Below are 23469 nucleotides of genomic sequence, written 5' to 3' on the forward strand. Positions count from 1 at the left end.
CATCCTTCGGGCTAAAGCTTTACTGCAGTTATGTCGCTATAGGTGGTGTAACTAAGCGCTCGTGCGTCTTCGCACAGCCACCCAATAAGACTGCTGCCAGACATTACCGGACGCAAGTGACCATGACCCAGAATCTGAAGTTCAGCCACAAGATCCTGCTCGCCGCCTCACTGGTGGTAATCGCCGCCTTCTCCCTGTTCACCCTGTACAACGACTACTTGCAACGCAATGCCATTCGAGCGGACCTGGAAGCCGAGCTGCGCAGCCTGGGTGAAGTGACGGCCAGCAACATCCAGAACTGGCTGTCCGGCCGCATTCTACTGGTCGAAAACATCGCCCAGAGCGTGCAGGACGATACTCCCGAGACGCTGGCCCGCACCCTGGAGCGCAAAGCGCCGGCCGCAACCTTCGATTTCACCTACCTGGGCTCGGCGGACGGCACGTTCACCATGCGTCCGGAAAGCGAGATGCCGGCCGACTACGATCCGCGCACCCGTCCCTGGTACAAGGACGCCATGAGCGCCGGCGGCTCGACCCTGACCGAGCCCTACATGGACGCCGCCACCGGCAAGCTGATCATCACCATCGCCACCCCAGCGGGCAGCAGCGGTGTGGTCGGCGGCGACCTGAGCCTGGATATTCTGGTGCAGATCATCAACTCGCTGGACTTCGATGGCCTGGGCTACGCCTTCCTGGTCAGCGCCGACGGCAAGATCCTGGTCCACCCGAACAAGGACCTGGTGATGAAGACCCTGCGCGAGGTCTATCCGCAGAACACTCCGCAGATCCGCAGCGAACTCTCAGAGGCGGAACTGGATGGCGTCGAACGCCTGCTCACCTTCACCCAGGTCAAGGGGCTGCCTTCGGTCAACTGGTACATCGGCCTGTCCATCGACAAGGACAAGGCCTACGCCACCCTGCATGAATTCCGGGCCTCGGCGATCATCGCCACCATCATCGCCGTGGTCATCATCATGTTCCTGCTGGGTATGTTGATCCGCGTGCTGATGCAGCCGCTGCTGGTGATGGGCAAGGCCATGCGCGACATCGCCCAGGGCGAGGGAGACCTGACCAAGCGCCTGAGCGTGCAGAGCCGCGACGAATTCGGCGAGCTGGCCACTTCCTTCAACCAGTTCGTCGAGCGCATTCATGGCTCGATCCGCGAGGTGTCCTCGGCCACCCAGCAGCTCAACGAAGTAGCCAAGCTGGTGGTCAACGCCTCCAACTCGTCCATGGCCAACTCCGACGAGCAGGCCAGCCGCACCAACAGCGTGGCCGCGGCGATCAACGAACTGGGCGCCGCCGCCCAGGAGATCGCGCGCAACGCCGCCGACGCTTCGCACCAGGCCTCCGACGCCCGTCATCTGGCCGAAGACGGCAGCCAGGTACTGCAGAAGACCATCGTGGCAATGAACGAGCTGTCGGAGAAGATCAGCGCCTCGTGCCGCAATATCGAGACGCTGAACAGCAAGACGGTGGATATCGGCCAGATCCTCGAGGTGATCAAGAGCATCTCCGAGCAGACCAACCTGCTGGCGCTCAACGCTGCCATCGAGGCCGCCCGCGCCGGCGAGGCAGGGCGTGGCTTCGCGGTGGTGGCGGACGAGGTGCGCAACCTGGCCCACCGCACCCAGGAGTCGGCCCAGGAAATCCAGAAGATGATCGAAGGCCTGCAGGTGGATGCCCGCGACTCGGTGTCGACCATGACCGAGAGCCAGCGCTACAGCGAGGAGAGCGTGACCATCGCCAACCAGGCCGGCGAGCGCCTGGGCAGCGTGACCCAGCGTATCGGCGAGATCGACGGCATGAACCAGTCGGTGGCCACCGCCACCGAAGAACAGACCGCCGTGGTCGACTCGCTGAACATGGACATCACCGAGATCAACACCCTCAACCAGGAAGGCGTGGAGAACCTGCAGGCGACCCTGCGCGCCTGCGGGGACCTGGAGCAGCAGGCCTCGCGCCTGAAGCAGCTGGTCGACAGCTTCCGCATCTGATCAGTCCGGCGCGGGAATCTCCTGCGCCGGATCGACCTCCCCCTCCGGCGCCTGCTGCAGGCGCCGCCAGAGTTCGGCGGCACCGGGAAACTCGGTGCCGTCGGTCTCGCTCAAGGCATCGGGATCGTAACGCTGCAGACAGCCCTCACCCAGGGTGGGCGGCGGTGCAGCCGTACCTCGTTTCATCCTCGCCTCCTGAAGGTCAGTCGAAGACTACCGTCTTGTTGTCATGCACCAGCACCCGGTCCTCCAGGTGATAACGCAGGCCACGGGCCAGCGCCATCTTCTCCACGTCCTTGCCCAGGCGCACCATGTCTTCGATGCTGTCGCGATGGGTCACCCGCACCACGTCCTGCTCGATGATAGGACCAGCATCCAGTTCCTCGGTGACATAGTGACAGGTGGCGCCGATCAGCTTGACCCCACGCAGCGAAGCCTGGTGATAAGGCTTGGCGCCGACGAAGGACGGCAGGAAGCTGTGGTGGATATTGATCACCCGCCCGGCGTATTCCTGGCACAGCTGCGGCGGCAGGATCTGCATGTAGCGGGCGAGCACCACCACGTCGGCCCGGTACTCACCAACCAGACGCGAGACCTCGGCAAAGGCGGGCGCCTTGTCCTTTGGGTCGACCGGCACGTGGTGGAACGGAATGCCATGCCACTCGACCATGCTGCGCAGGTCGTTGTGGTTGGAAATCACGCAGGGAATCTCGCAGTCCAGCTCATCGCTGTGCCAGCGGTGCAGTAGGTCGGCCAGACAGTGCGACTCGCGACTGGCCATCAGCACCACGCGCTTTTTCTGCGCGGAATCGGTGATCCGCCACTCCATGGAGAACTCACGGGCGATGGGGCCGAAGGCCTGGCGAAAACCATCCAGGTCGAAAGGCAGAGAGTCGGCGCGGATCTCGTGGCGCATGAAGAACCAGCCACTCTGGTTATCCGAATGGTGGCTGGCTTCGGTAATCCAGCCATTGTAAGTAGCCAGGAAATTACTGACCTTGGCGACGATGCCAACGCGGTCCGGGCAGGCGATTACCAGCCGAAAAGTGCGCATGTGGGGGAACTCCAGAACTTTGCGAGGCGCCATTCTAGCGGCAGCGGGATGAAACTTCAGTACTTCCCTCGCCTGCATGGCTCTGCTCGACTGAGCCATAACTTGCACAATGGTCAACTATTACAGGGTCGCCATAATCAATGGTCACGCGGCTGCACAAATGGTGAAACAAACTAGCGCCAGCTGTCGTTACCGCTCATTGATCGAATAGATACCTGCAGATAATTCCCGCAAAACTTTTCCGACTGGTTTACTTGCCCATGAGTGCTGTCTATTATTGACATACTTACAACTGCAACTGGCCACTGGGAAAAACAAACATGTCGCTGATCAACGAATACCGCGCCACCGAAGAAGCCATCAAAGAGCTGCAAGAGCGCCTGAAGAATCTGTCGCAAGACGACAAGCTGAAGAAAGAACTGGAGTTCGAAGGCAAACTGCGCACTCTGATGGGCGAATACCAGAAGTCCCTGCGCGACATCATCGCCCTGCTCGATCCGGAAGGTGCCAAAGGCGGCAAGACTGCTCGCCCAGCCAAGCCCACTGGCGGCAAGCGCGCACGTAAGGTCAAGCAGTACAAGAACCCGAACACCGGTGAAGTGATCGAAACCAAAGGCGGCAACCACAAGACTTTGAAAGAGTGGAAAGCCAAGTGGGGCGCCGACACCGTTGAAAGCTGGGCCACCCTGCTCGGTTAATTTCGACGAAGCACCAAAAAAATGCCGGCAATTGCCGGCATTTTTATTCACCTGTCTTTTCCTAGCCTACAGCGCAATACCGCTCGCTCAGCAACCGGGCATGTTCCTGCCAGGCCTGCAATACCTGCTGCTGCGTTGGCGACGACAGTGACCACTCCGCTTGCAGCGCCAGTTCGAAGTTGGCCAGCGTATTCGGCGCTCCCATCGCGTTATTGTTCAACCGATCACGACAAAACTCTCGCCAGCGTTGCTGCTCGGCACTCGTCAATGAATCCGGGAAATTCCGCGCCCGATAGCGAAACAGCAGCTCGGGCAATCGCTCATCACTGAACGCCCAGTTATCCCGAGTCAATTGCTCAGCGGAAGAGTGGCGTACTTGTTCGCACAACCGACGATCGCGATCACCGAGAAAGCCCGCATACAGTTGCTGTTCCGGGTCATGCAGTGGCTCGAAGTCGTCCGTCGCATACAGATTGGCCAACTTGCTCTGCCACAATGCCTGCTGCTCACTGAGTGCGGAAGCCCGCTGCTCGCATTGCGCCAAGTCGATCTGCAGACGCTCGATATCACCAGGGCGTAGCACCTTGAGCGGCGCCACCACCGGGCACTTGTTGATATGCAGAAGTTTGAGCGGCACCGGCAACTCACCCTCGGCCAATTCGTCACGCCGAGTGTAAAGGCGTTTGCGCAAGCCATCGGCATCCATGTCGAACAGCGGCTGCGGATCGGACTGCAGATCGCAGACGATCAATGCATTGCGATTGCGCGGATGCCAGGCCAGCGGCAGGACCACTGCCAAGTAGTGCCGACTGCCGGCAAAACGTCCGGAAATATGCACCAGCGGCTGCAGCAGACGAATCTGCTCAGCCACCTTGGCCTTGCTGCGTAGCTGATAGAGGAAATCATACAGACGCGGCTGCCTGTCTCTGAGCAGGCGCGCCAAACCGATAGTGGCACGTACGTCGGACAACGCGTCGTGAGCCTGGCCATGATCGATGCCATTGGCCACGGTGAGCCGCTCCAGCTTGAGCGAGACCCTGCCCTCGTCGTCCTGCGGCCACTCGATGCCCTCCGGACGCAAGGCATAGGCAGCCCGTACCAGATCGATCAGATCCCAGCGGCTGTTGCCGCCTTGCCACTCACGGGCATAGGGGTCGTAGAAGTTGCGGTACAGGCTGTAGCGGGTCACCTCGTCGTCGAAGCGCAGGCTGTTGTAGCCCGCGCCGCAGGTGCCCGGCAGCGCCAGTTCGGCATGCACGCGGGCCATGAACTCCGCTTCCACGAGACCTTTTTCGGCCAATATCTGCGGTGTGATCCCGGTAATCCGACAGGCCGCCGGATGCGGCAGGATGTCGTCGGATGGCCGGCAATAGATGTTGAGCGGCTCGCCGATCTCGTTGAGCTGCTCGTCGGTACGGATGCCCGCCACCTGCAAGGGGCGATCGCAGCGCGGGTTGATGCCGGTGGTTTCGTAGTCGTACCAGAAGATGCTCGAAGACAAGGTGCTTTCCCCGGAAATATCGCCGCGGCAGTCTAGCATCCGCCTGAATCCAACCAGCCGCCGCGAAAGCTTGAAATCGCTCACGCTGCCCGACTTGTCGCTGACCCGGTGCGCCTATAGGATGGCCTGATCAGGAATTTCCACCCACAAGGACAGTAGTCATGAGTGAATCCACCGCTCCCAACCCCTACGCCGCGCCCAGCAGCAATCTGCAGGAAGTCCCCAGCGGTCAAGTGCCAACCATCGCCGAGGCGCTCAGCCGCGGCTATGACTTCAATATCGGCGATCTGCTCAGCGAAGCCTGGCAGCGTGTGAAAGGCACCAAAGGCATCATCATCGGTGGCTTCATCGTCTTCTACGTCGCGCTGTTCGCTGCCACCGCGGTGCTCGGCTTCATCTTTGGCGGCCTGGCGAGCGAAGACAACATCGCCGGCATCATCATCGCCCAGCTGATCATCACCGTACTGGCCTCGGCGCTGTCCTATCCCTTCCTCGCCGGCCTCAACATGGTCGGTATCCGCCGCGCTGCCGACCAGCCGGTCAGCTTCAACGAGATCTTCAGCCACTTCGGTCGCCTGGTGCCGCTGCTGATCACCGCCATCGTGATGATGGTTCTGGTCTACGTCGGCATGCTCCTGCTGATCATCCCCGGCATCTACCTGAGCGTGGCCTATATGCTGGCCATCCCGCTGGTGGTCGAGCGTGGCCTGTCGCCCTGGCAAGCCCTGGAAACCTCGCGCAAGGCCATCAGCCAGCACTGGTTCAAGGTCTTCGGCCTGTTCCTGCTGCTCGGCATCATCATGGGCCTGAGCATGATCCCGGTCGGCATCGGCCTGGTCTGGACCATCCCGCTGTTCATCATCAGCATGGGCGTGCTGTACCGCACCATCTTCGGCGTACTGCCGCCGGCCAACTGATCCAGTCCAGAAGTTCGGGCCGCCTCTGGCGGCCCGATTGCTTTAGCGTCCTGCTGCTGGCTAGCATCAGGCTTTCTTCGATGCAGTCGACCGATGCAGCCTAATCGCCCCCAGCCGGAACTCCCCGATCTTCCTCTTCTGGATACCCGCCGCCTGGTGGAGACGCCGGAAGGCATCGACCTGATCCTTCGCCCCGCCGGCCTGATGCCGCGTGCCCTGGCCTTCGGTATCGACCTGCTGATACGCGGCGCCATCCTGGTGGCCGCCTTCGTCATTCTCGGCATCCTCGGCCAGTTCGGTGCGGGCCTGGGCACCATCCTCTACTTCCTGGTCAACTGGTGGTACCCGGTGCTGTTCGAAGTGCTGAACCAGGGCCGTACCCCCGGCAAGAAAGCCATGGGCCTGCGCGTGGTGCATGACGATGGCACCCCGGTCGGCTGGGCGGCTTCGCTGACCCGCAATCTGCTGCGCGCCGTGGACATGTTGCCGTTCGCCTACTGCGTCGGCGCCGTCAGCAGCCTCAGCCATCCGAGCTTCAAACGTCTTGGCGACCTCGCCGCCGGCACCCTGGTGGTCTACCGCGACGACGAACTGAAACGCCCACAGATTCCCGAGGCGGATGCCGAGCGCGCGCCCTTCCCCCTCAACCTGGCCGAACAACGCGCCGTGCTGGACTTCGCCGAGCGTCGCGCCAGCCTCTCCAGCGCGCGCCGCGCCGAACTGGCCGGCATCCTGGCCGAACCCCTGGAAAGCCTGCCGGAACACGCCGAAACGCGCCTGCACGGCATCGCCCGCGGCCTGGTGGGTTCGGCATGAAACAGCACCTGTTCGAACAACGTCACAACGCCGACTGGCAGCGCTTCGAAGCGCGCCTGTCCAGCCTGGAAAAAGGCAAGGTCGAGCGTCAGGATTGCGAGAGTTTCGCCGCCGACTACCGCCACCTGTGCCAGCACCTGGCCCTCGCCCAGGAGCGCGGCTACAGCAGCCACCTGATCGACCAGCTGCAGCAGCTGGCCATGCGCGGCCACCAGCAGTTCTACCGCCACCGCAGCCACCTGGGCGCGCAGATCATCAGCTTCGTCATCGCCGGTTTCCCGCAGCTGGTGCGCCGCGAATGGCGCGCCGTGCTGACCGGCAGCCTGCTGTTCTTCGGCGCGCTGATCGGCATGGGCCTGCTCACCTGGCAGTTCCCGGACATGATCTACAGCGTGATGGATCCCGAGCAGGTGCGGGAGATGGAGAAGATGTACGACCCGGCCGCTCGGCGCATCGGCCGCTTCGCCGAGCGCGACTCAGGCGACGACTGGATGATGTTCGGCTTCTACATCATGAACAACATCGGCATCGCTTTTCAGACCTTCGCCAGTGGCCTGATCTTCGGCCTCGGCAGCCTGTTCTTCCTGCTCTACAACGGCCTGGTGATCGGGGCGGTCGCCGGCCACCTGACCCGTATCGGCTACAGCGAGACCTTCTGGTCCTTCGTCATCGGCCATGGCGCCTTCGAGCTCACCGCCATCGCCTTCGCCGGTGCCGCCGGCCTCAAGCTCGGCTGGGCCCTGCTCGCCCCCGGCCGTCTCGGCCGCGGCGAAGCCCTGCGTCAGGCCGCCGGCAAGGCCATCCAGCTGGTCGCCGGGGTCATCCTGTTCCTGCTGATCGCCGCATTCGTCGAGGCCTACTGGTCCTCCATGACCTACGCCAGCGCCGTCACCAAGTACTGGGTCGGTGCCGGCCTGTGGCTGCTGGTGATCGCCTATTTCCTGTTCGCCGGACGGACCCGCCATGCGCCTGACTGACGCCAGCGTCGCCATCCGCCCGCGTACCGCCTGGGAGGCCATCGACCTCGGCGTGCTCCTGGCTCGTCGCCATGCCGGCCTGCTGATGGCCAGCTGGGCCATCGTGACCCTGCCGCTGTTCGCGCTGCTCACCGCCCTGCTCTGGCAGTACCCGACCATCGCCGCCTTGCTGTTCTGGTGGCTGAAGCCGGCCTGGGAACGCCTGCCGCTGCACATCCTGTCGCGCTCGCTGTTTGGCGACACGCCAACCCTCAAGGAAGCGCTCAAAGCTCTGCCGCGCCTACTCAAGCCCCAGCTGCTGGCCAGCCTGACCTGGCGCCGTTTCAGCCCGACCCGCAGCTTCGATCTGCCGGTACTGCAGCTCGAGGGCCTCAGTGGCGATGCGCGCAGCAAGCGCCTGACCGTACTCGGCCAGCGCCACTCGGGTGCCGCCGCCTGGCTGACCATCCTCGGCGTGCATCTGGAAATGCTGTTGTGGATGGGCATGGCCACGCTGATCTGGCTCATGGTGCCGCAACAGATGGAAACCCAACTGGACTGGGACACCCTGATCCAGGCCAGCAGCGGCAAGTGGCTGTGGCTGGAGCATGTCTCCAACCTGGTCTACGCCCTGATCCTGGTGTTCTGGGAACCTATCTACGTCGCCTGCGGCTTCACCCTCTATCTCAACCGGCGCACCGACCTGGAAGCCTGGGACATCGAGCTGACCTTCCGCCGCCTGCGCCAGCGCCTGATCGGCAGCGCCTACGCCGTGTTGCTGGCCTGCGTCACCCTGACTCTGCTGCTGCCGGCAAGCGACGCCCTGGCCGATGAACCCGTCGGCACCTGCCCGGTGCCTTTCGACGACCCCATGGGTCCCGACGCCGAACGCCTGCTCAACCAACCCCTGAGCAGCCAGGCCGCCCAAGACAGCATCACCAAGCTGCTGGACGCCGCCCCCTTCGAGAACCGCGAAACCGTTACCCGCTGGCGCTTCGGCGACGAGAAGAAGGCCGAGGAGCCCTCCGAGGAAGAAGTGAAGAGCTTCGCCGAGCTGATCAAGAAGCTGTTCAAACTCGGCGAATGGTGGCGCAAGCTCGACATGGTCGCCCTGGCCTTCGAGGTGCTGCTGTGGGCCCTGCTGGTCCTGGCCATCGCCCTGCTGCTGTGGCGCTACCGCGAGTGGCTGGAGACTTTCGTCGGCCGCCTCGGCCTGCCGCAGCGCCGCGTGCGCGAGATGCCCAGCCAGCTGTTCGGACTGGAGCTCGCCCCCGAAAGCCTGCCCGACGATGTGGCCGGCGAAGCCGAACGACTCTGGGCAGAACAGCCGCGCGAGGCCCTCGGCCTGCTCTACCGCGCCCTGCTCAGCCGCCTGCTGCATGATTTCCGCCTGCCGCTGAAGGGCTCGCACACCGAAGGCGAAGTGCTGCGCCTAGTCGAGCGTCTGGAGCGCGAAGAACTCAGTCGCTTCAGCCTGGTACTGACCCGCCACTGGCAGAATCTCGCCTACGGCCACCGCCTGCCACCGGAGAACCTCAAGCGCGGCCTCTGCGAAGGCTGGCGCCGCCTGTTCGCCCAAGGGGCCGCCGCATGAGCCGCCCGCTGAAGATAGCCCTCGGCGGCATTCTGCTGATCGTACTCGGCTGGCTCGCACTGCTCGCCGTGCAGCAACTGCAGCCCTACGAGGAAACCCTCGAACACGGCCCCTCCCCCGAGGCCCGCGCCAACGATTATCTGGCTGCGGAGATGTTCCTGCGTCAGCAGAAAATCACGGTAAAACGCGCCGACGGCCTGGATGCACTCAACGGCCTTCCCTCCGTCGGGCAGACCCTGATGCTGCTCGGCCCACGCCACAACATGACGCCACGCCAGGCCAAGCTGGTGCTGGACTGGGCGGCCAAGGGCGGTCACCTGGTGTTCGTCGCCGAAGAGGTCTGGGACGAGGAGGAAGGCCGCAGCGGCGACCTGTTGCTGGACAGTCTCGGCGTGCAGCAGAGCAGCACCTACGAAGAAGAGGAAGACGAGGACAGCGAGGACGCCGAAGCCAGCGATGAAGCCGCTGTCGACGACGAGGAGCTGGATGTCGAGGCCGACGCGGAAGTGGAACTGGAAAACGATGTCGATGCCGCCGATGACGAGCAGTCCGAACAGTCCGAAGCCCGCGAAGAAGAGGCCGAGGAAGATCGCTACCCCGAGCTGACCAAGATCTACCTGGAGAACGAGGAGGCGCCGGCCTACGTCGAATTCGATACCGGCTTCCACCTGCTGGATACCGAGAACCGCGCCTATGCCTGGGCCAACAGTGGCGACGCCACCCACATGCTGCAGCTGGAGCATGGCGAGGGCCTGGTCACCGTGGTGACGGATGCCTGGCTGTGGCAGAACCACAGCATCGGCGACTACGACAACGCCTGGCTGCTCTGGTACCTGACTCAGGACAGCGCCGTGACCCTGGTCTACAGCACCGAGCGCGCCGACCTGTTCAGCCAGCTGTTCAAGCACTACCCCGCCGCCCTCGCCGCCCTGGCTCTGTTGATCGCCCTGTTGCTGTGGCATGTCGGCATGCGTCACGGTCCGCTGCTGGCAGCACCGACCCACGCCCGCCGCCAGCTCGAAGAACACCTGCGCGCGGGCGCCGACTTCCTGCTGCGCCGCGCCGGCCAGCAACACCTGCTAAGCAACCTGCAGCGCGACATCCTGCGCCGCGCCCGTCATCGCCACCCCGGCTTCGAACGCCTGCCCGTCGCCGAACAGTGGCAGGTACTAGGTCGCCTCACCCGCCTACCCAGCGGCGCCGTCAGCGCAGCCATGCGCCCGCTGCCGACACAACGCCTGTCCGCCGCCGACTTCACCCGCCAGGTCGCCAACCTGCAAACCCTCAGGAATGCCCTATGAGCGAAATTCCGCAGCAACCCAGCACCAATCCCGAAGTCCCCGCCGCTCCGGTCGAGCCCCCTGTCGCACCGGCCCCAGGCGCTGCCACAGCTCCCGCCAACCCTGCCGGCCAGCAGCGTCAGCGCGCCAGCCAGATGCTCCAGGCCCTGCGCCTGGAGCTGCAGAAGGCCGTGGTCGGCCAGCGCGCGGTGGTGGACGACGTACTCACCGCACTGATCGCCGGCGGCCATGTGCTGGTCGAAGGCGTGCCGGGCCTGGGCAAGACCCTGCTGGTGCGCGCCCTGGCCAAGTGCTTCGGCGGCGAGTTCGCGCGTATCCAGTTCACCCCCGACCTGATGCCCAGCGACGTCACCGGCCACGCCGTGTATGACCTGCAGAGCGAGCAGTTCAAGCTGCGCAAGGGCCCGGCCTTCACCAACCTGCTGCTGGCGGACGAGATCAACCGCGCGCCGGCCAAGACCCAGGCCGCACTGCTGGAAGTGATGCAGGAACGCCAGATCACCCTGGAAGGCCGCGCCATGCCGGTACCGCAACCCTTCCTGGTGCTGGCCACGCAGAACCCCATCGAGCAGGAAGGCACCTACCCGCTGCCGGAGGCCGAACTGGACCGCTTCATGCTCAAACTGCGCATGGACTATCCGCAGGCCGACGAGGAGCTGAGCCTGGTACGCCAGGTGACCCGCTCGGCCAAGGCCGACATGCTCGAAGTGGCACCGCTGCGCACCCTGCTCTCGGCCAAGGACGTCCTGGCCCTGCAGAAGATCGCCAGCGAACTGGCCATCGACGACCAGGTACTCGACTACGCCGTACGCCTGGCCCGCGCCACCCGCAGTTGGCCAGGCCTGGCCATGGGCGCCGGCCCGCGCGCCTCGATCGCCCTGGTGCGTGGCGGGCGTGCCCGTGCCCTGTTGCGCGGCGGCGACTTCGTGGTGCCGGACGACGTTAAGGCCTGCGCCCTGGCCGTGCTGCGCCACCGCGTGCGCCTGGCGCCGGAGCTGGATATCGAGGGGCTGTCGGTGGATCAGGTGCTGCAGCAACTGCTCGACCAGGTTCCGGCACCGCGCCTGTGATCGCCAGCGCATGAAACCATCCCGCCTGTTCCTCGGTCTGCTCGGCGGCCTGCTGGCCCTGGCCATCGTCCTCGGCACGCTGCCACTGCTCGGCATCAAGCTGCCGCAGACCCTGCAGCCGCTGTGGTGGGGCCTGCTGCTGGCATTACTGCTGGTCGCCGGCCTGGATGCCGCCTGGCTGCGCCGCCTGCCGTCGCCGCGCCTGCAGCGCCAGTTGCCCGGCAACCTGCCATTGGGCCGTTGGAGCGAGGTGCGCCTGACCCTGCACCACGACTATCGCCAGACGCTGGCGGTGCAGGCCTTCGATCATTTGCCCGAGCACATGGATTTCGAGTTCCTGCCACAGCAGGTGGAACTGCATCCGGGCGAACAGACCGAGTTCGGCTACCGAGTGCGCCCGCTCAAGCGCGGCCACTTCCGCTTCCCGCGCTGCGAACTGCTGCTGCCCAGCCCGCTGCGCCTGTGGCAGTCGCGCCGCTTCATCGACCAGGCCAGCGAAACCCGCGTCTACCCGGACTTCGCCCGCCTCTACGGCGCCCAGCTGATGGCGGTGGACGACTGGCTCAGTCAGATGGGCGTGCGCCAGCGCCAGCGCCGCGGCCTAGGCCTGGAGTTCCACCAGCTGCGCGAATTCCGTGATGGCGACACCCTGCGCCAGATCGACTGGAAGGCCACCGCGCGCAAGCGCACGCCAATCGCCCGCGAATACCAGGACGAGCGCGACCAGCAGATCGTCTTCCTGATCGACTGCGGCCGGCGCATGCGCAGCCAGGACGACGAGCTGTCGCACTTCGACCACGCCCTCAACGCCTGCCTGCTGCTCAGCTACGTCGCCCTGCGCCAGGGCGATGCGGTGGGGCTGGCGACCTTCGCCGGCGATCAGGACCAGTACGTCGCACCGGTCAAGGGCCAGGCCCATATCAGCAGCCTGCTCAACGCCGTGTACGCCCTCGACAGCACCCGTCGCCCGGCCGACTACGCGGCGGCGATCAACGCCCTGCTCGCCCGCCAGCGCCGCCGCGCCCTGGTGGTGCTGGTGACCAACCTGCGCGACGAGGACGACGAGGAGCTGCTCGGCGCGATCAAGCGTCTGGGCCGCCAACACCGCGTGCTGATTGCCAGCCTGCGCGAGGAAGTGCTGGATCGCCTGCGTCACACCCAGGTGCAGGACTACGAGCAGGCCCTGGCCTACTGCGGCACGATCGATTACCTCAACGCCCGCGCCGGCCTGCACGAACGTCTGCTCGCCCACGGCGTGCCGGTGCTGGATGCCAGGCCAAACGAGCTGGGGCCGGAACTGGTTGGGCGCTATCTGGCCTGGAAAAAGGCCGGGGTGCTGTAAGCCAGCTCAACCACAACGACGCAGAGCGGGTGCAACCTGCGCAGCTCAATGGCGCGGGTTGCACCCGCCCTACTCGATGCTGTGTAGGAGCGAGCTCTGCTCGCGAATGGGGGCGGCCCGAGCAGAGAACCGGACGCCCTTCTCGCGCCTGAGATCAGCCGATCAGAATGATCGCCCAGACCAGGGTGATCACCGCCAGGGAGGTGAGCTGCGCGGCGCTGCCCATGTCCTTGGCGTTCTTCGACAGCGGATGGCGATCCAGGGAGATGCGGTCGATGGCCGCCTCGATCGCCGAATTGAGCAGCTCGACGATCAGCGAGAGCATGCTCACCGCTACCATCAGCGCCCGCTCTACGGGACTGACATCGAGCCAGAAGGCCAGTGGCACCAGCACCACGTTGAGCAGCACCAGTTGGCGGAAGGCGGCTTCGCCGGTGAAGGCCGCGCGCAGGCCGTCGAAGGAATAGCCGGCGGCGTTGAGGATACGTTTCAGGCCGGTCTGGCCCTTGAATGGCGACATGAAGAACTACTGTCCTGTGCGATGAAGGTCGGCACCTTAGAGGCCGCGCCGTCAAAAATGCGTGAAGGGCTTATTGCCCGGGAATTGATTCCATCTGCTGCAGCAGCAGCGCCGCCTGGGTACGGGTACGTACTCCCAGCTTGCGGAAGATGGCGGTGACGTGAGCCTTGATGGTGGCTTCCGACACGCTCAGCTCGAAGGCGATCTGCTTGTTCAGCAGCCCCTCGCAGACCATGGTCAGTACGCGGAACTGCTGCGGCGTCAGGCTGGCCAGGCCGGCGCTGGCGGCCTTGGCCTCGGCCGACACGCTGACCGCGGCGAACGCCTGCGGCGGCCACCAGGCATCGCCGTCCAGCACCTGGCGCACGGCCTGCTGGATGGTCTCCAGCGGGCTCGACTTGGGAATGAAACCGCTGGCGCCGAACTCGCGGGAGCGCGCTACCACGGCAGCCTCTTCCTGCGCCGAGATCATCACCACCGGAATCTGCGGATACTGGCCGCGCAGCAGCACCAGTCCGGAAAAGCCGTAGGCGCCAGGCATGTTCAGATCGAGCAGGACCAGGTCCCAGTCGCTCTTCTCACCCAGGCAAGCTTCCAGCTCGGCGATGCTGGCCGCCTCGACCAGACGCACATCCGGGCCAAGGCCCAGGGTCAGCGCTTGCTGCAGGGCGCTGCGAAACAGGGGATGGTCGTCGGCGATGAGAATCTCGTAAGCGGCCATGTGCTTTCCTGTTGTTGTTGTCGAGCGGGCTAGCGAGGCGGCGCCCAGCATGCCGAGCCGTGACGGGGTGGTCAAGCTCCGTGCTTTGCGGCAAAGTCGCCAGCTTTTCCTGCCGAGATGCACCATGCGAAGCCAAGCCCTGCGCGCCGATCTGTTGATGCTGCTGACCGCGATGATCTGGGGCTCCGCCTTCGTCGCCCAGCGTCTGGGCATGGATGCCATCGGCCCCTTCCTCTATACCGGCCTGCGCTTCGCCCTCGCCACCCTGGCCCTGCTGCCGCTGGTGCTCTGGCTGGGCAGCCGCGATAGCGCGCACAAGCCCGCCCCGCTCAATCGCGGCCTGCTGCTCGGTGGCCTGGCCATGGGCCTTGCGCTGTCGCTGGGGATCAACCTGCAGCAGGTCGGCCTGCTCTTCACCAGCGTGACCAACTCCGGCTTCATCACCGGCCTCTACGTCATCGTGGTGCCACTGCTCGGTCTGTTCATCGGCCACCGCACCGGCACCGGTACCTGGCTGGGCGCCGGCCTGGCGGTGGCAGGCATGTTCCTGCTCAGCGTCGGCGAAGGTTTCCAGGTGGCTTCCGGCGACTGGCTGCAACTGGCCGGCGCCTTCGTCTGGGGTGTGCACGTGCTGCTGGTGAGCTTCTTCGCCAGCCGCCACGACCCGCTGCGCCTGGCCCTGCTGCAGTTCGCCACCTGTGCGGTACTCAGTCTGATCCTGGCGGTGGTGTTCGAGGAGATCAAACTGGACGCCATCCTCGCCGCCGGCCCGGCCATCCTCTATGGTGGCCTGCTCGGCGTAGCCATCGGCTTCACCCTGCAGGTGGTGGCGCAGAAACATGCGATCGCCTCCCACGCCGCCATCATCCTCTCGCTGGAGGCGGTGTTCGCCGCCATCGCCGGCGCCCTGTTGCTCGGCGAGGCGCTGGCACTGAAGGGCTATTTCGGCTGCGCGCTGATGTTCGCCGGCATGCTGCTCGCCCAGCTATGGCCGAAGAAGGCCTGAGAACCTATCCAAGACCTGCTGCGCGTCGGACATGCGTTGTTGGAGAAGAGGCTCAGGCGCTCATTTACCCTGTGTAAACTCCGCGCCCTCGCCCCTTCGCCTCCTAGCCTGGCTCTAGCTCGCGAGGCCTTGAACAGGCTCCGAGGGATCTACAGGAAAGGCTTGAGCGCCTGGTGTGCCGGGCTCTGCTCGTCCAGCACGCGGCGATGCTTGGCGCCCAGGTAGTGCTCGGTGAACAGGTCCAGCCAGGCATCCAGCGCCACTGCCGCCTGCGACTCGCCGGCCAGCTCCAGGCACAGCGCGGCCACCTCGGCGGTGCACAGGTGTTCGTCGCGCTTGGAACGGCGCAGCCGATAGCGCGACAGCTGCTCCGGCCTCAGGCTGAGCACCGGGAAACGGTTCAGGTAGGGACTCTTGCGGAACATCTTACGCGCCTCGGTCCAGGTGGCATCGAGCAGGATGAACAGCGGCCGCTTGCCCGCCGTCAGCGGCGGCAACTCCTCGATCACCCGCTCGGGCTCGGCGTATTCACCGGGGAACACCACACATGGTGCGTACTGCGGATCATCGAGCAGCGCCAGCAGGCGTGGGTCGACTGCGGTGCGCTGCCAGCCGAAGGCGTGGGTGTCGGCCACCAGATCGGCGATCAGCCAGCCGGTATTGCTCGGCTTCAGCGCCTCCACGTCGTACATCAACAGGCACACGCCGGCCTGCACTTCGACCTTGGGCCGCCAGGCACATAGGCAGTAGCTGGGGATCACTCGGCAACCGGGACAACGCTCCGAACGCGAGCCACGGGACACGAAGGGCTTGAGGCTGCGCGCCAGGCGCTCGGCGCGCAGGCGGGCGACGGCATGGCTCATGACGGACTCCACGGGAAAGGCGCGCAGTCTACTCTCGCCATCGGCACGGGGTAAGATGGGCGCCTGCTGAACCCGGGCAAGGAGCACCGGTCGAAGGCAGCATCGTTTATCTGGAGATCACCATGCCCCGCCTTATCGCCCTGTTCACCCTCGCCGCCTTCCTGCCCGCCGCCCAGGCCACCTCGCTGCAGGAACACGAGCTGACCAAGATGCTCGAGCAGGTCGCCAGGGAAAGCAGTGCCGGCACGCCGCGAGCGATCAACGAGGACATCCTCGACCAGGGTTATACGGTGGAAGGCAACGAGTTGGTCAACCACCTCAGCGTGCGCCAGGGCCATGCCGAGCAGATGCGCGCCAACCCGGGCACTGTGCGCCAGCAACTGGCTGCCAGCGTGTGCAACAACCAGGGCTACCTGCGCCTGCTGGGCAGCGGTGCGGTCCTGCGCTACCAGTTCAGCGAATACAAGAGCAACCGCCCGGTCGCCGTCGAGCGTTTCGCCAAGGCCGACTGCGGCCTGCAGTAACCTCAGCCCTTGCTGCGCCGCTGCTCGCCGTCGGCCCTGAGCTCGGCCAGCAGCGCCTGCATATAGCTGGAGCGGCGCACACCGCCCTCCAGTCGTCGCAAGCATTCCTCCTCCAGGCTCAGGTCGTTGGTTTGCGCCGCCCGCACCAGCATGCGGTACAGCTCCAGATCCACCTCCAGCGTCAGCTTGGGCATACCTGCCCCTCCCTTTCCAAGGCGCCGCAAGCGGCGCATGCATCGCTACCTGCAAGTAAATCAGAGGCACATCGCCACTCAGCCTCAACGGACGAACGGCACCACGCTGTTCATCCGTCAAAGCGTCATGCCGCAGGCCATACTCTCAGCAAGGCCCGGCGTCGCAGGGAGTGGCCGCGGGGCCTGCCTCAGCAGAAGGAGATGTCTATGCCTTATGAACCGGATGACTACCTGTCCCGGCACTTCCATACCAGCGGCATCGATCTGACCAGCAAAGTGGAGGAGCTGGCCGCCCTCGTGGTCCCCGCCAACAGTCCCAACCTGCCCCTCTACCAGGAGATGCTCACCACCGTGATCCGCATGGCCCAGGCCGACCGCAACCGTTGGGACGCCAAGATCATGCTGCAGACCCTGCGCGAAATGGAGCTGGCCTTCAGCACCCTCGAACAGTTCAAACGCCGGCGCAAGGTCACGGTCTTCGGTTCGGCCCGCACGCCGACCGACCACCCCGTCTATACCCTGGCCCGCGATCTGGGCCGAACCCTGGCGCGCCTCGACCTGATGGTGGTGACCGGCGCCGGTGGCGGTGTGATGGCCGCCGCCCATGAAGGCGCCGGGCTGGAAAACAGCCTGGGTTTCAACATCACCCTGCCGTTCGAACAGGGCGCCAACGCCACCGTGCATGGCACCGGCAACCTGCTATCGTTCCACTTCTTCTTCCTGCGCAAGCTGTTCTTCGTCAAGGAAGCCGACGCCCTGGTGCTCTGCCCCGGCGGTTTCGGCACCCTGGACGAGGCGCTGGAAGTGATGACCCTGGTGCAGACTGGCAAGAGCCCGCTGGTGCCCATCGTTCTGCTCGACGAGCCGGACAGCAACTACTGGGGCGAGCTGCTGCGCGTCATCCGCGACCAGCTGCAGGAGCGCCGCTACATCCTGCCCAGCGACATGCATCTGGTGCGCCTGATGCACAGCGCCGAAGAGGCCGGCCAGGAGATCGCCCGCTTCTACCGCAACTACCACTCCTCGCGCTGGCTCAAGGGTCAGTTCGTGATCCGCATGAACCACCCACTCAGCGAGGCGGCCATGCGGGTGCTGAACAAGGAGTTCGCCGATTTGTGCCTGAGCGGCGACTACCAGCAGCAGGCCGCCAGCGAGAAGGAGCGCGACGAGCCGGAGCTGTTCGACCTGTGCCGCCTGGCATTCCACTTCAACGCCCGCGACCATGGGCGCCTGCGCGAGCTGGTGGACTTCATCAATCTGCCGCAGAACTGGGCACAGAACGGCTGAGCCGGAAAAAACGGAGCCCGGAGAGGGGAAAGCTCCGGGCTCAAGGGGAAGTCAGTCGAGACTGGCGCCGCGTAGCAGGCGGCCAATCTGTTCCTGGGAAAAACCACGGTAAGCGAGAAAGCGCGCCTGCTTGGCCTTCTCGCGCATATCCACCGGCACCTGGCCGGCAAACTTGCGCTGCCACAGCTCACGCAGCTGCTCGCCCCAATCGACGCCGGTCTCGCTCAGCGCCTGCTCGATATCGGGCCGGGGTAGGCCGCGCTGAGCCAGCTCCTCGCGGATGCGCAGGGGGCCGTAACCGGCGCGGCCACGACTGGCGACGAAGCTCTCCAGATAACGGGCCTCCGACAGCAGCCCCTCTTCCGTCAGACGGTCGAGGGCGCTGTCGATCAGCTCCTGCGGAGCGCCGCGCTGGCGCAGCTTGCGCACCAGCTCAACCCGGCCATGCTCGCGCCTGGCCAGCAGGTCCATGGCAACCCGGCGCACGGCGACCGGGTTATCGAGCATGCCACTCACGGAGCGCTCCATGCTTCAGGCGAGCCTGATCAGGCGTCCAGATCGGCCGTCTCGTCGGCATCGGCCTCGACCGCGCCACGGGCCGCGGAATCGACCAGCAGCTTCTCGCGGATGATCTTCTCGATGGCGCCGCCCACTTCCGGATTGTCTTCCAGGTACTTGGCGGCATTGGCCTTGCCCTGGCCGATCTTGTTGCCCTGGTAGCTATACCAGGCGCCGGATTTCTCCACCAGACCGAGCTGCACGCCCAGGTCGATGATCTCGCCGGTACGGTAGATACCCTTGCCGTACATGATCTGGAACTCGGCCTGACGGAACGGAGGAGCCACCTTGTTCTTCACCACCTTGACGCGGGTCTCGCTGCCGACCACCTCGTCGCCTTCCTTCACCGCGCCGGTACGGCGGATGTCCAGGCGCACGGAGGCGTAGAACTTGAGGGCATTACCGCCGGTGGTGGTTTCCGGGTTGCCGAACATCACACCGATCTTCATGCGGATCTGGTTGATGAAGATCACCAGACAGTTGGCGTTCTTGATGTTGCCGGTGATCTTGCGCAGCGCCTGGCTCATCAGGCGGGCCTGCAGGCCGACGTGGGCATCGCCCATCTCGCCTTCGATCTCGGCCTTGGGCACCAGAGCAGCCACGGAGTCGACGATGATCACGTCTACCGCGCTGGAGCGCACCAGCATGTCGGTGATTTCCAGGGCCTGCTCGCCGGTGTCCGGCTGCGAGACCAGCAAGTCGTCAACGTTGACGCCCAGTTTGCCGGCGTAGTCCGGGTCCAGCGCGTGTTCGGCGTCGACGAAGGCGCAGGTAGCGCCGGCCTTCTGGGCCTCGGCGATGACCGATAGGGTCAGAGTGGTCTTACCCGAGGATTCCGGACCGTAGATCTCGACGATACGGCCCTTCGGCAGGCCGCCGATGCCGAGCGCGATGTCCAGGCCGAGGGAGCCGGTGGAAATGGCCGGAATCGCCTGGCGCTCGTGGTCGCCCATGCGCATCACGGCACCCTTGCCGAACTGCTTCTCGATCTGACCCAGGGCTGCCGCCAACGCGCGCTTCTTGTTCTCGTCCATTTCCATCCTCACGTGATCAAAGGGAGCCGTTCGCTCACCAACAACTGTATAAGTAGACAGTAGTATTCCATAAGGCAAGTCGCTCGCCTACCCCTGCGCAGGATTTTCTCCCGCCGTCAGTCGGAGCAGCCCATCCAGCGCCCGCGACACCGTTTGCCGGCGCACCTCGTCACGATCACCGACAAACAAGCAGCGCTCGGTAAACAGTTTTGTACCGTCGCCCCAGGCCAGCCAGACGGTGCCGACCGGCTTCTCCGCAGAGCCACCCGTAGGACCGGCAATGCCGCTGACCGCCACCGCAAAGCGCGCGCCGCTGTGTTGCTGCGCGCCGCTAACCATAGCTTCGACTACTTCGCGGCTGACCGCGCCGACCCGCACGAACAGCTCCGCCGGCACTCCCAGCTGCGCGGTCTTCTGCGTATTCGAATAGGTGATGTAGCCGGCCTCGAACCAGGCCGAGCTGCCGGCGATACGGGTGATCGCCTCGGCGATACCGCCACCGGTACAGGACTCGGCGGTGCTCACCTGAGCTCCCAGCCCTTGCAGCGCTGCGCCCAGCCGTTCGGCCAACTGAGTGATGGAATCCATATGCTCTCCGGATGAAACAGATGCGGGGGATACCCTACACTACGCGCTTTTGCGATTTCAGCCGGACCGAACAGCATGAGCGATTTGTCAGCCCACACACCGATTGTGCCCCGGTATATCTGACAAATTCGGCCAAAGCCCCGCAGAATCAGGGCTTAGGACTGAATGCAGCGGCAACAGCAAGGCGCGCAAATGGCGTGGGATGGCATGGAATGGCGCACAGGTTGCCCCAATTCTGCCCCAGCCTGCCCGAGCTGCAGGCAACAAAAAAAGGCCCGGCACCGCAGGGGGACTCCCCACGGCACCGGGCCTTTTCGCTTGCTTACTCTTTCTTCTGCAGATCCTGCCGCTGGATACACGCCAGCACCTGCCCCGCACAGCTCAGCAACGCCGCGTCGGACTCATCCAGCGCCCGCCGCCAATCGTCATTCACCACCACCACCGACCGCGACGGCAGCCGACACGGCACCAGGCTGCACTCCATCCGGGGCGCGGTAGGCGGCGGGGTCGGTGGTTTCGGGGCGCTCGTACAGCCGACCGAGAGCGCTAGGCACAGGGCCAGCCAGGTAAGCGGCAATCGTCTGGTCATTGCGTTTCAACTCCTCCAGGGCATGCGCCTGGCTTGATGCGTTGCGGGTAACGGTCTGGCCGAGCTGCTGCATGCGCCGCTCGATGTCGGCCAAGTCGCCCAGCAACTGCTGCTGACTGACCAGCACACCCGCCTGCAGCTCAACCATGGCCTGAGCCTCGGCCAGCTGTTCCTCAGCAGTGCCGGCGCGCCGCTCTTGCAGCTCGATGCGTGGGGCCAGGCCCCACCAGGTCACGCCAGCAGCTGCTGCCGCCAGCGCCAAAAGCAGCGCGATGCGCCACCCACCAACGGCCCGGGCCGTCAGCACTCCACTCAGGGCCATAGGCACCTCTCTAAGCTGTGGTTTCGATTCAGGATCAGAGCGGGCCGCAACAGGCCCGAATCTAAGGTGCGGCTTAGACCTTTCTGCCCAGCACCTCCCGCGCTCGGGTGTAGAGCTTCAGCCGATCCTGGTAGCCGTTCAGGCCGCCGTTGATGCGCTGGGTGATCAGGCGGAACTGGCCCTGGTCGGCCAGCTCGTTGAGCCCCCGGCTCATCCAGAACCAGGCCGCCGACTCGGCTGCCCACTGCGGTTCCTCCAGCAGCTCGGGCTGGGCCAGCAGGCGCTCGTCGCCGAACAGGATCAGGCTCACCACCTGGTAGTTGCGCCGGCCAGTGATCTGGATGAGCCCGCGCCCCCGGTACAGCTTGCCGTCGCCGTCCAGCTCGGGCGTGTTGCCCAGGTCGGTGCGGGTGTCGTAGCGCTTCTGCGCCTCGGTCGGCCCCCATATCTCGCGGGCGTAGCGCAGTGAGCCGGACTCGTGGCCGATCTGCGCCAGGAAGGCGGCGATGCGGCGCGGGTTATTGATCTGCCGCTGGGCCATGGCCGCCAACAGGTGCGGCAGGTACGCCGCCGCCTTGCTGCCCGCCTCGGGCAGTATCTGCAGCAGCTGCTGCTCAGTGAGTCGCATGGTTCCTCCAGGCACAAAAAAGCCCGCACAGGGCGGGCGTGGTCTAGGCTGAGCGAGCCGCCAAGGAAGGCGGCTCTCGATAGGACTGGGTTGCTACACCTCGATGTCGTACTGAGGCAGGCTAGGTGCCGGGCCGGTGATCTGGCCATCGAGCACGAAGGCCAGGCTGCCTACCGGCACGCTCACCCCGAGCACGAGGATCTGCGTGCCGTTGCGCAGCTCGACCACGCTGCTGCCGGTGGCGGTGTTCACGCTGATCACCTCGCCCACCGCCCGGCGGCCGCCGGGCAGCAGGTTGATGAACTTCTTCCAGGGATTGACCGTGGCCATCAGGCTGCCTCCGTGTAGTGCCGCTCCAGGCGCAGCACCTGGCTGACCTTGCTGGCCCCGGTGCCGGTGGCGCCGATGTCCACGCCCAGGCACTTGCCGCGCCACCAGTTGCCCGGGGCTTCGCGCACCTCGCAGAGGTGGCCCGGCAACACCAGGCCAGGCGCGCTGCCGCCCTGCTGCATCAGCGGGATGGTCAGCGGCACCACCTCCTGATCGCCGCCCTTGCTCAGCTCGCAGATACCCCGCGACCTGGCCGCATCGGTGGCGGTGATCAGGTCATCGAACACATCCGGCGCCGGGTTGTCGCCCGCCGTGCCGGTGCGCCGCACGTCTACCGCCACCCCTTGCGTGGTGCCGCTGACGTAGACGGTGTTCCAGGCCGGCTGCGGCGACCACTCGCCCTCGATGTTGGTGATCAGCTCGCCGGGAATGATCCGATCCATGATCGACTCATCCCACCACCACACCGCCTCGCGGTAGCGAGGCAGCACGGTGAGACCATCGCCGGCCATGTCCGGCCGCACGATACCGCCCACGGCCTCGGCAATGCGGGCGATCACCTGCATCGGCGTCTGATCCTGATAGCTCAGCGCCCCGGCGGTGATCGACCAGTCCGGCGGGCCGATGCCGGTGGCGTCCCAGTTCAGGGTGAAGCCGGTGAGGTACAGCTGATCTTCGGCTGCCTGGCGGGCGTTGATGTCCACGGCGTTCATCGCACTGCGCCGTGGCGCGTAGGGCGCCGCCAGCAGCTGGGTGCGGCTGGCACCGCTGACGCTGAAGCGCTCCGCCGGGAACTGCGCGGAGCGGCTGTAGCGCTCCACCAGGATCAGCCAGACCCAACCGTTGATGGTCACCTCGATGGTCTTGCGGCCACTGCCCGAGGGGCGCACCAGGTTGAGCGAGGTCACCCCATGCAGGGTGCAGCTGAACTTCCAGGCGAAGCTATCCTCGTCCAGGCCCAGCTTGATGTCGGTCGCATCCAGCGGCGTGCGCTCGGGCAACACCACCACGCTGACGCTGTTGGCGATCATGTAGGTCTCCAGAATGTCCGGCTCTGCG

Annotated in this window: 25 protein-coding genes and 2 pseudogenes; 12 read left to right on the forward strand and 15 right to left on the reverse strand. The window is 65.2% G+C overall.

Features of this window, described 5'->3' with window-relative positions:
* Window positions 1–122: 122 nt before the first annotated feature.
* Complete coding sequence (locus tag N7607_RS22035) at window positions 123–1997, forward strand: methyl-accepting chemotaxis protein (protein WP_279868651.1); 1875 nt, start codon at window positions 123–125, stop codon at window positions 1995–1997.
* Here the strand turns inward: N7607_RS22035 and N7607_RS22040 are convergent, their stop codons facing one another.
* Together N7607_RS22040 and purU are read right to left on the reverse strand one after the other, a co-directional pair.
* The gene (locus N7607_RS22040) at window positions 1998–2183 is read right to left on the reverse strand and encodes a hypothetical protein (protein ID WP_279868649.1); all 186 of its coding nucleotides are present in this window, start codon (window positions 2181–2183) and stop codon (window positions 1998–2000) included.
* A 16-nt stretch (window positions 2184–2199) separates the two neighbouring features.
* The gene (purU, locus tag N7607_RS22045) at window positions 2200–3051 is read right to left on the reverse strand and encodes a formyltetrahydrofolate deformylase (RefSeq protein WP_137971253.1); all 852 of its coding nucleotides are present in this window, start codon (window positions 3049–3051) and stop codon (window positions 2200–2202) included.
* Between the two features lie 320 nt (window positions 3052–3371).
* On the opposite strand from purU, the gene mvaT reads away from it, so the two are divergent.
* On the forward strand, window positions 3372–3749 hold the full coding sequence (mvaT, locus tag N7607_RS22050) for a histone-like nucleoid-structuring protein MvaT (RefSeq protein WP_192397865.1): 378 nt from the start codon (window positions 3372–3374) through the stop codon (window positions 3747–3749).
* Between the two features lie 61 nt (window positions 3750–3810).
* Here mvaT and sbcB read toward each other — a convergent pair whose 3' ends face one another.
* Window positions 3811–5250 (reverse strand): exodeoxyribonuclease I, encoded by a 1440-nt coding sequence (sbcB, locus tag N7607_RS22055; protein WP_279868741.1) that lies wholly within the window; start codon window positions 5248–5250, stop codon window positions 3811–3813.
* Window positions 5251–5411: 161 nt separating this feature from the next.
* Between sbcB and N7607_RS22060 the strand changes: the two genes are divergently transcribed.
* From N7607_RS22060 to N7607_RS22090, 7 genes are all read left to right on the forward strand, one after another.
* Window positions 5412–6167 carry a hypothetical protein gene (locus N7607_RS22060; protein ID WP_279868646.1) on the forward strand — a complete coding sequence of 252 codons (756 nt, stop codon included), beginning with the start codon at window positions 5412–5414 and terminating at the stop codon, window positions 6165–6167.
* A 93-nt stretch (window positions 6168–6260) separates the two neighbouring features.
* Complete coding sequence (locus N7607_RS22065) at window positions 6261–6983, forward strand: RDD family protein (RefSeq protein WP_279868645.1); 723 nt, start codon at window positions 6261–6263, stop codon at window positions 6981–6983.
* The gene (locus N7607_RS22070; RefSeq protein WP_279868644.1) at window positions 6980–7960 is read left to right on the forward strand and encodes a stage II sporulation protein M; all 981 of its coding nucleotides are present in this window, start codon (window positions 6980–6982) and stop codon (window positions 7958–7960) included. The genes N7607_RS22065 and N7607_RS22070 overlap by 4 nt, the downstream gene beginning before the upstream one ends.
* Window positions 7947–9533, forward strand: coding sequence for a DUF4129 domain-containing protein (locus tag N7607_RS22075; protein WP_279868643.1), 1587 nt, complete (start codon window positions 7947–7949; stop codon window positions 9531–9533). The genes N7607_RS22070 and N7607_RS22075 overlap by 14 nt, the downstream gene beginning before the upstream one ends.
* Entirely contained in the window at window positions 9530–10834 is a 1305-nt protein-coding gene (locus N7607_RS22080) for a DUF4350 domain-containing protein (protein ID WP_279868641.1), read from the forward strand. The genes N7607_RS22075 and N7607_RS22080 overlap by 4 nt, the downstream gene beginning before the upstream one ends.
* Window positions 10831–11904 carry a MoxR family ATPase gene (locus N7607_RS22085; protein ID WP_279868640.1) on the forward strand — a complete coding sequence of 358 codons (1074 nt, stop codon included), beginning with the start codon at window positions 10831–10833 and terminating at the stop codon, window positions 11902–11904. The genes N7607_RS22080 and N7607_RS22085 overlap by 4 nt, the downstream gene beginning before the upstream one ends.
* Window positions 11905–11914: 10 nt before the next feature.
* Entirely contained in the window at window positions 11915–13246 is a 1332-nt protein-coding gene (locus tag N7607_RS22090) for a DUF58 domain-containing protein (protein WP_279868638.1), read from the forward strand.
* A 154-nt stretch (window positions 13247–13400) separates the two neighbouring features.
* On the opposite strand, the gene N7607_RS22095 is transcribed toward N7607_RS22090, so the two are convergent.
* Window positions 13401–13766, reverse strand: a complete 366-nt coding sequence (locus N7607_RS22095; RefSeq protein WP_279868636.1) for a diacylglycerol kinase — start codon at window positions 13764–13766, stop codon at window positions 13401–13403.
* 70 nt (window positions 13767–13836) lie between these two features.
* Window positions 13837–14487 (reverse strand): response regulator transcription factor ErdR, encoded by a 651-nt coding sequence (erdR, locus tag N7607_RS22100; RefSeq protein ID WP_279868635.1) that lies wholly within the window; start codon window positions 14485–14487, stop codon window positions 13837–13839.
* Window positions 14488–14611: 124 nt separating this feature from the next.
* Here erdR and N7607_RS22105 point away from each other — a divergent pair, with 124 nt between their 5' ends.
* Complete coding sequence (locus tag N7607_RS22105; RefSeq protein ID WP_279868634.1) at window positions 14612–15493, forward strand: DMT family transporter; 882 nt, start codon at window positions 14612–14614, stop codon at window positions 15491–15493.
* A gap of 149 nt (window positions 15494–15642) precedes the next feature.
* Here N7607_RS22105 and N7607_RS22110 read toward each other — a convergent pair whose 3' ends face one another.
* Complete coding sequence (locus N7607_RS22110) at window positions 15643–16356, reverse strand: DTW domain-containing protein (RefSeq protein ID WP_279868633.1); 714 nt, start codon at window positions 16354–16356, stop codon at window positions 15643–15645.
* 122 nt (window positions 16357–16478) lie between these two features.
* Between N7607_RS22110 and N7607_RS22115 the strand changes: the two genes are divergently transcribed.
* The gene (locus tag N7607_RS22115; protein ID WP_279868632.1) at window positions 16479–16880 is read left to right on the forward strand and encodes a quorum-sensing-regulated virulence factor family protein; all 402 of its coding nucleotides are present in this window, start codon (window positions 16479–16481) and stop codon (window positions 16878–16880) included.
* 2 nt (window positions 16881–16882) lie between these two features.
* Here N7607_RS22115 and N7607_RS22120 read toward each other — a convergent pair whose 3' ends face one another.
* Complete coding sequence (locus N7607_RS22120) at window positions 16883–17074, reverse strand: hypothetical protein (RefSeq protein ID WP_137971239.1); 192 nt, start codon at window positions 17072–17074, stop codon at window positions 16883–16885.
* A gap of 207 nt (window positions 17075–17281) precedes the next feature.
* On the opposite strand from N7607_RS22120, the gene N7607_RS22125 reads away from it, so the two are divergent.
* Window positions 17282–18361 (forward strand): LOG family protein, encoded by a 1080-nt coding sequence (locus tag N7607_RS22125; protein WP_279868631.1) that lies wholly within the window; start codon window positions 17282–17284, stop codon window positions 18359–18361.
* 51 nt (window positions 18362–18412) lie between these two features.
* On the opposite strand, the gene recX is transcribed toward N7607_RS22125, so the two are convergent.
* From recX to N7607_RS22165, 8 genes and pseudogenes are all read right to left on the reverse strand, one after another.
* Window positions 18413–18877: a recombination regulator RecX gene (gene recX / locus N7607_RS22130; RefSeq protein WP_279868629.1), complete on the reverse strand. Its 465-nt coding sequence runs from the start codon at window positions 18875–18877 to the stop codon at window positions 18413–18415.
* Between the two features lie 29 nt (window positions 18878–18906).
* Complete coding sequence (gene recA / locus N7607_RS22135; RefSeq protein ID WP_279868627.1) at window positions 18907–19953, reverse strand: recombinase RecA; 1047 nt, start codon at window positions 19951–19953, stop codon at window positions 18907–18909.
* Between the two features lie 87 nt (window positions 19954–20040).
* Window positions 20041–20541, reverse strand: coding sequence for a CinA family protein (locus N7607_RS22140; RefSeq protein WP_279868626.1), 501 nt, complete (start codon window positions 20539–20541; stop codon window positions 20041–20043).
* Window positions 20542–20863: 322 nt separating this feature from the next.
* A pseudogene (locus tag N7607_RS22145) lies at window positions 20864–21043 on the reverse strand (hypothetical protein); the annotation flags it as partial.
* On the reverse strand, window positions 20967–21452 hold the full coding sequence (locus N7607_RS22150; RefSeq protein WP_279868625.1) for a hypothetical protein: 486 nt from the start codon (window positions 21450–21452) through the stop codon (window positions 20967–20969). The gene N7607_RS22150 and the pseudogene N7607_RS22145, both read right to left, overlap by 77 nt.
* A gap of 73 nt (window positions 21453–21525) precedes the next feature.
* On the reverse strand, window positions 21526–22080 hold the full coding sequence (locus N7607_RS22155) for a glycoside hydrolase family 19 protein (protein ID WP_279868624.1): 555 nt from the start codon (window positions 22078–22080) through the stop codon (window positions 21526–21528).
* A gap of 93 nt (window positions 22081–22173) precedes the next feature.
* Window positions 22174–22410: a hypothetical protein gene (locus N7607_RS22160; protein ID WP_279868622.1), complete on the reverse strand. Its 237-nt coding sequence runs from the start codon at window positions 22408–22410 to the stop codon at window positions 22174–22176.
* A pseudogene (locus N7607_RS22165) lies at window positions 22410–23469 on the reverse strand (hypothetical protein); the annotation flags it as partial. The pseudogene N7607_RS22165 and the gene N7607_RS22160, both read right to left, overlap by 1 nt.

It is taken from the genome of Pseudomonas sp. GD04019, assembly GCF_029837695.1.
In the GTDB taxonomy this organism is placed as follows: Bacteria; Pseudomonadota; Gammaproteobacteria; order Pseudomonadales; family Pseudomonadaceae; genus Aquipseudomonas.

Coding starts and splice junctions, on each gene's coding strand:
- N7607_RS22035 (WP_279868651.1), top strand. CDS start 123: ATGACCCAGAATCTGAAGTTCAGCCACAAGATCCTGCTCGCCGCCTCA.
- N7607_RS22040 (WP_279868649.1), bottom strand. CDS start 2,183: ATGAAACGAGGTACGGCTGCACCGCCGCCCACCCTGGGTGAGGGCTGT.
- purU (WP_137971253.1), bottom strand. CDS start 3,051: ATGCGCACTTTTCGGCTGGTAATCGCCTGCCCGGACCGCGTTGGCATC.
- mvaT (WP_192397865.1), top strand. CDS start 3,372: ATGTCGCTGATCAACGAATACCGCGCCACCGAAGAAGCCATCAAAGAG.
- N7607_RS22060 (WP_279868646.1), top strand. CDS start 5,412: ATGAGTGAATCCACCGCTCCCAACCCCTACGCCGCGCCCAGCAGCAAT.
- N7607_RS22065 (WP_279868645.1), top strand. CDS start 6,261: ATGCAGCCTAATCGCCCCCAGCCGGAACTCCCCGATCTTCCTCTTCTG.
- N7607_RS22070 (WP_279868644.1), top strand. CDS start 6,980: ATGAAACAGCACCTGTTCGAACAACGTCACAACGCCGACTGGCAGCGC.
- N7607_RS22075 (WP_279868643.1), top strand. CDS start 7,947: ATGCGCCTGACTGACGCCAGCGTCGCCATCCGCCCGCGTACCGCCTGG.
- N7607_RS22080 (WP_279868641.1), top strand. CDS start 9,530: ATGAGCCGCCCGCTGAAGATAGCCCTCGGCGGCATTCTGCTGATCGTA.
- N7607_RS22085 (WP_279868640.1), top strand. CDS start 10,831: ATGAGCGAAATTCCGCAGCAACCCAGCACCAATCCCGAAGTCCCCGCC.
- N7607_RS22090 (WP_279868638.1), top strand. CDS start 11,915: ATGAAACCATCCCGCCTGTTCCTCGGTCTGCTCGGCGGCCTGCTGGCC.
- N7607_RS22095 (WP_279868636.1), bottom strand. CDS start 13,766: ATGTCGCCATTCAAGGGCCAGACCGGCCTGAAACGTATCCTCAACGCC.
- erdR (WP_279868635.1), bottom strand. CDS start 14,487: ATGGCCGCTTACGAGATTCTCATCGCCGACGACCATCCCCTGTTTCGC.
- N7607_RS22105 (WP_279868634.1), top strand. CDS start 14,612: ATGCGAAGCCAAGCCCTGCGCGCCGATCTGTTGATGCTGCTGACCGCG.
- N7607_RS22110 (WP_279868633.1), bottom strand. CDS start 16,356: ATGAGCCATGCCGTCGCCCGCCTGCGCGCCGAGCGCCTGGCGCGCAGC.
- N7607_RS22115 (WP_279868632.1), top strand. CDS start 16,479: ATGCCCCGCCTTATCGCCCTGTTCACCCTCGCCGCCTTCCTGCCCGCC.
- N7607_RS22120 (WP_137971239.1), bottom strand. CDS start 17,074: ATGCCCAAGCTGACGCTGGAGGTGGATCTGGAGCTGTACCGCATGCTG.
- N7607_RS22125 (WP_279868631.1), top strand. CDS start 17,282: ATGCCTTATGAACCGGATGACTACCTGTCCCGGCACTTCCATACCAGC.
- recA (WP_279868627.1), bottom strand. CDS start 19,953: ATGGACGAGAACAAGAAGCGCGCGTTGGCGGCAGCCCTGGGTCAGATC.
- N7607_RS22140 (WP_279868626.1), bottom strand. CDS start 20,541: ATGGATTCCATCACTCAGTTGGCCGAACGGCTGGGCGCAGCGCTGCAA.
- N7607_RS22150 (WP_279868625.1), bottom strand. CDS start 21,452: ATGGCCCTGAGTGGAGTGCTGACGGCCCGGGCCGTTGGTGGGTGGCGC.
- N7607_RS22155 (WP_279868624.1), bottom strand. CDS start 22,080: ATGCGACTCACTGAGCAGCAGCTGCTGCAGATACTGCCCGAGGCGGGC.
- N7607_RS22160 (WP_279868622.1), bottom strand. CDS start 22,410: ATGGCCACGGTCAATCCCTGGAAGAAGTTCATCAACCTGCTGCCCGGC.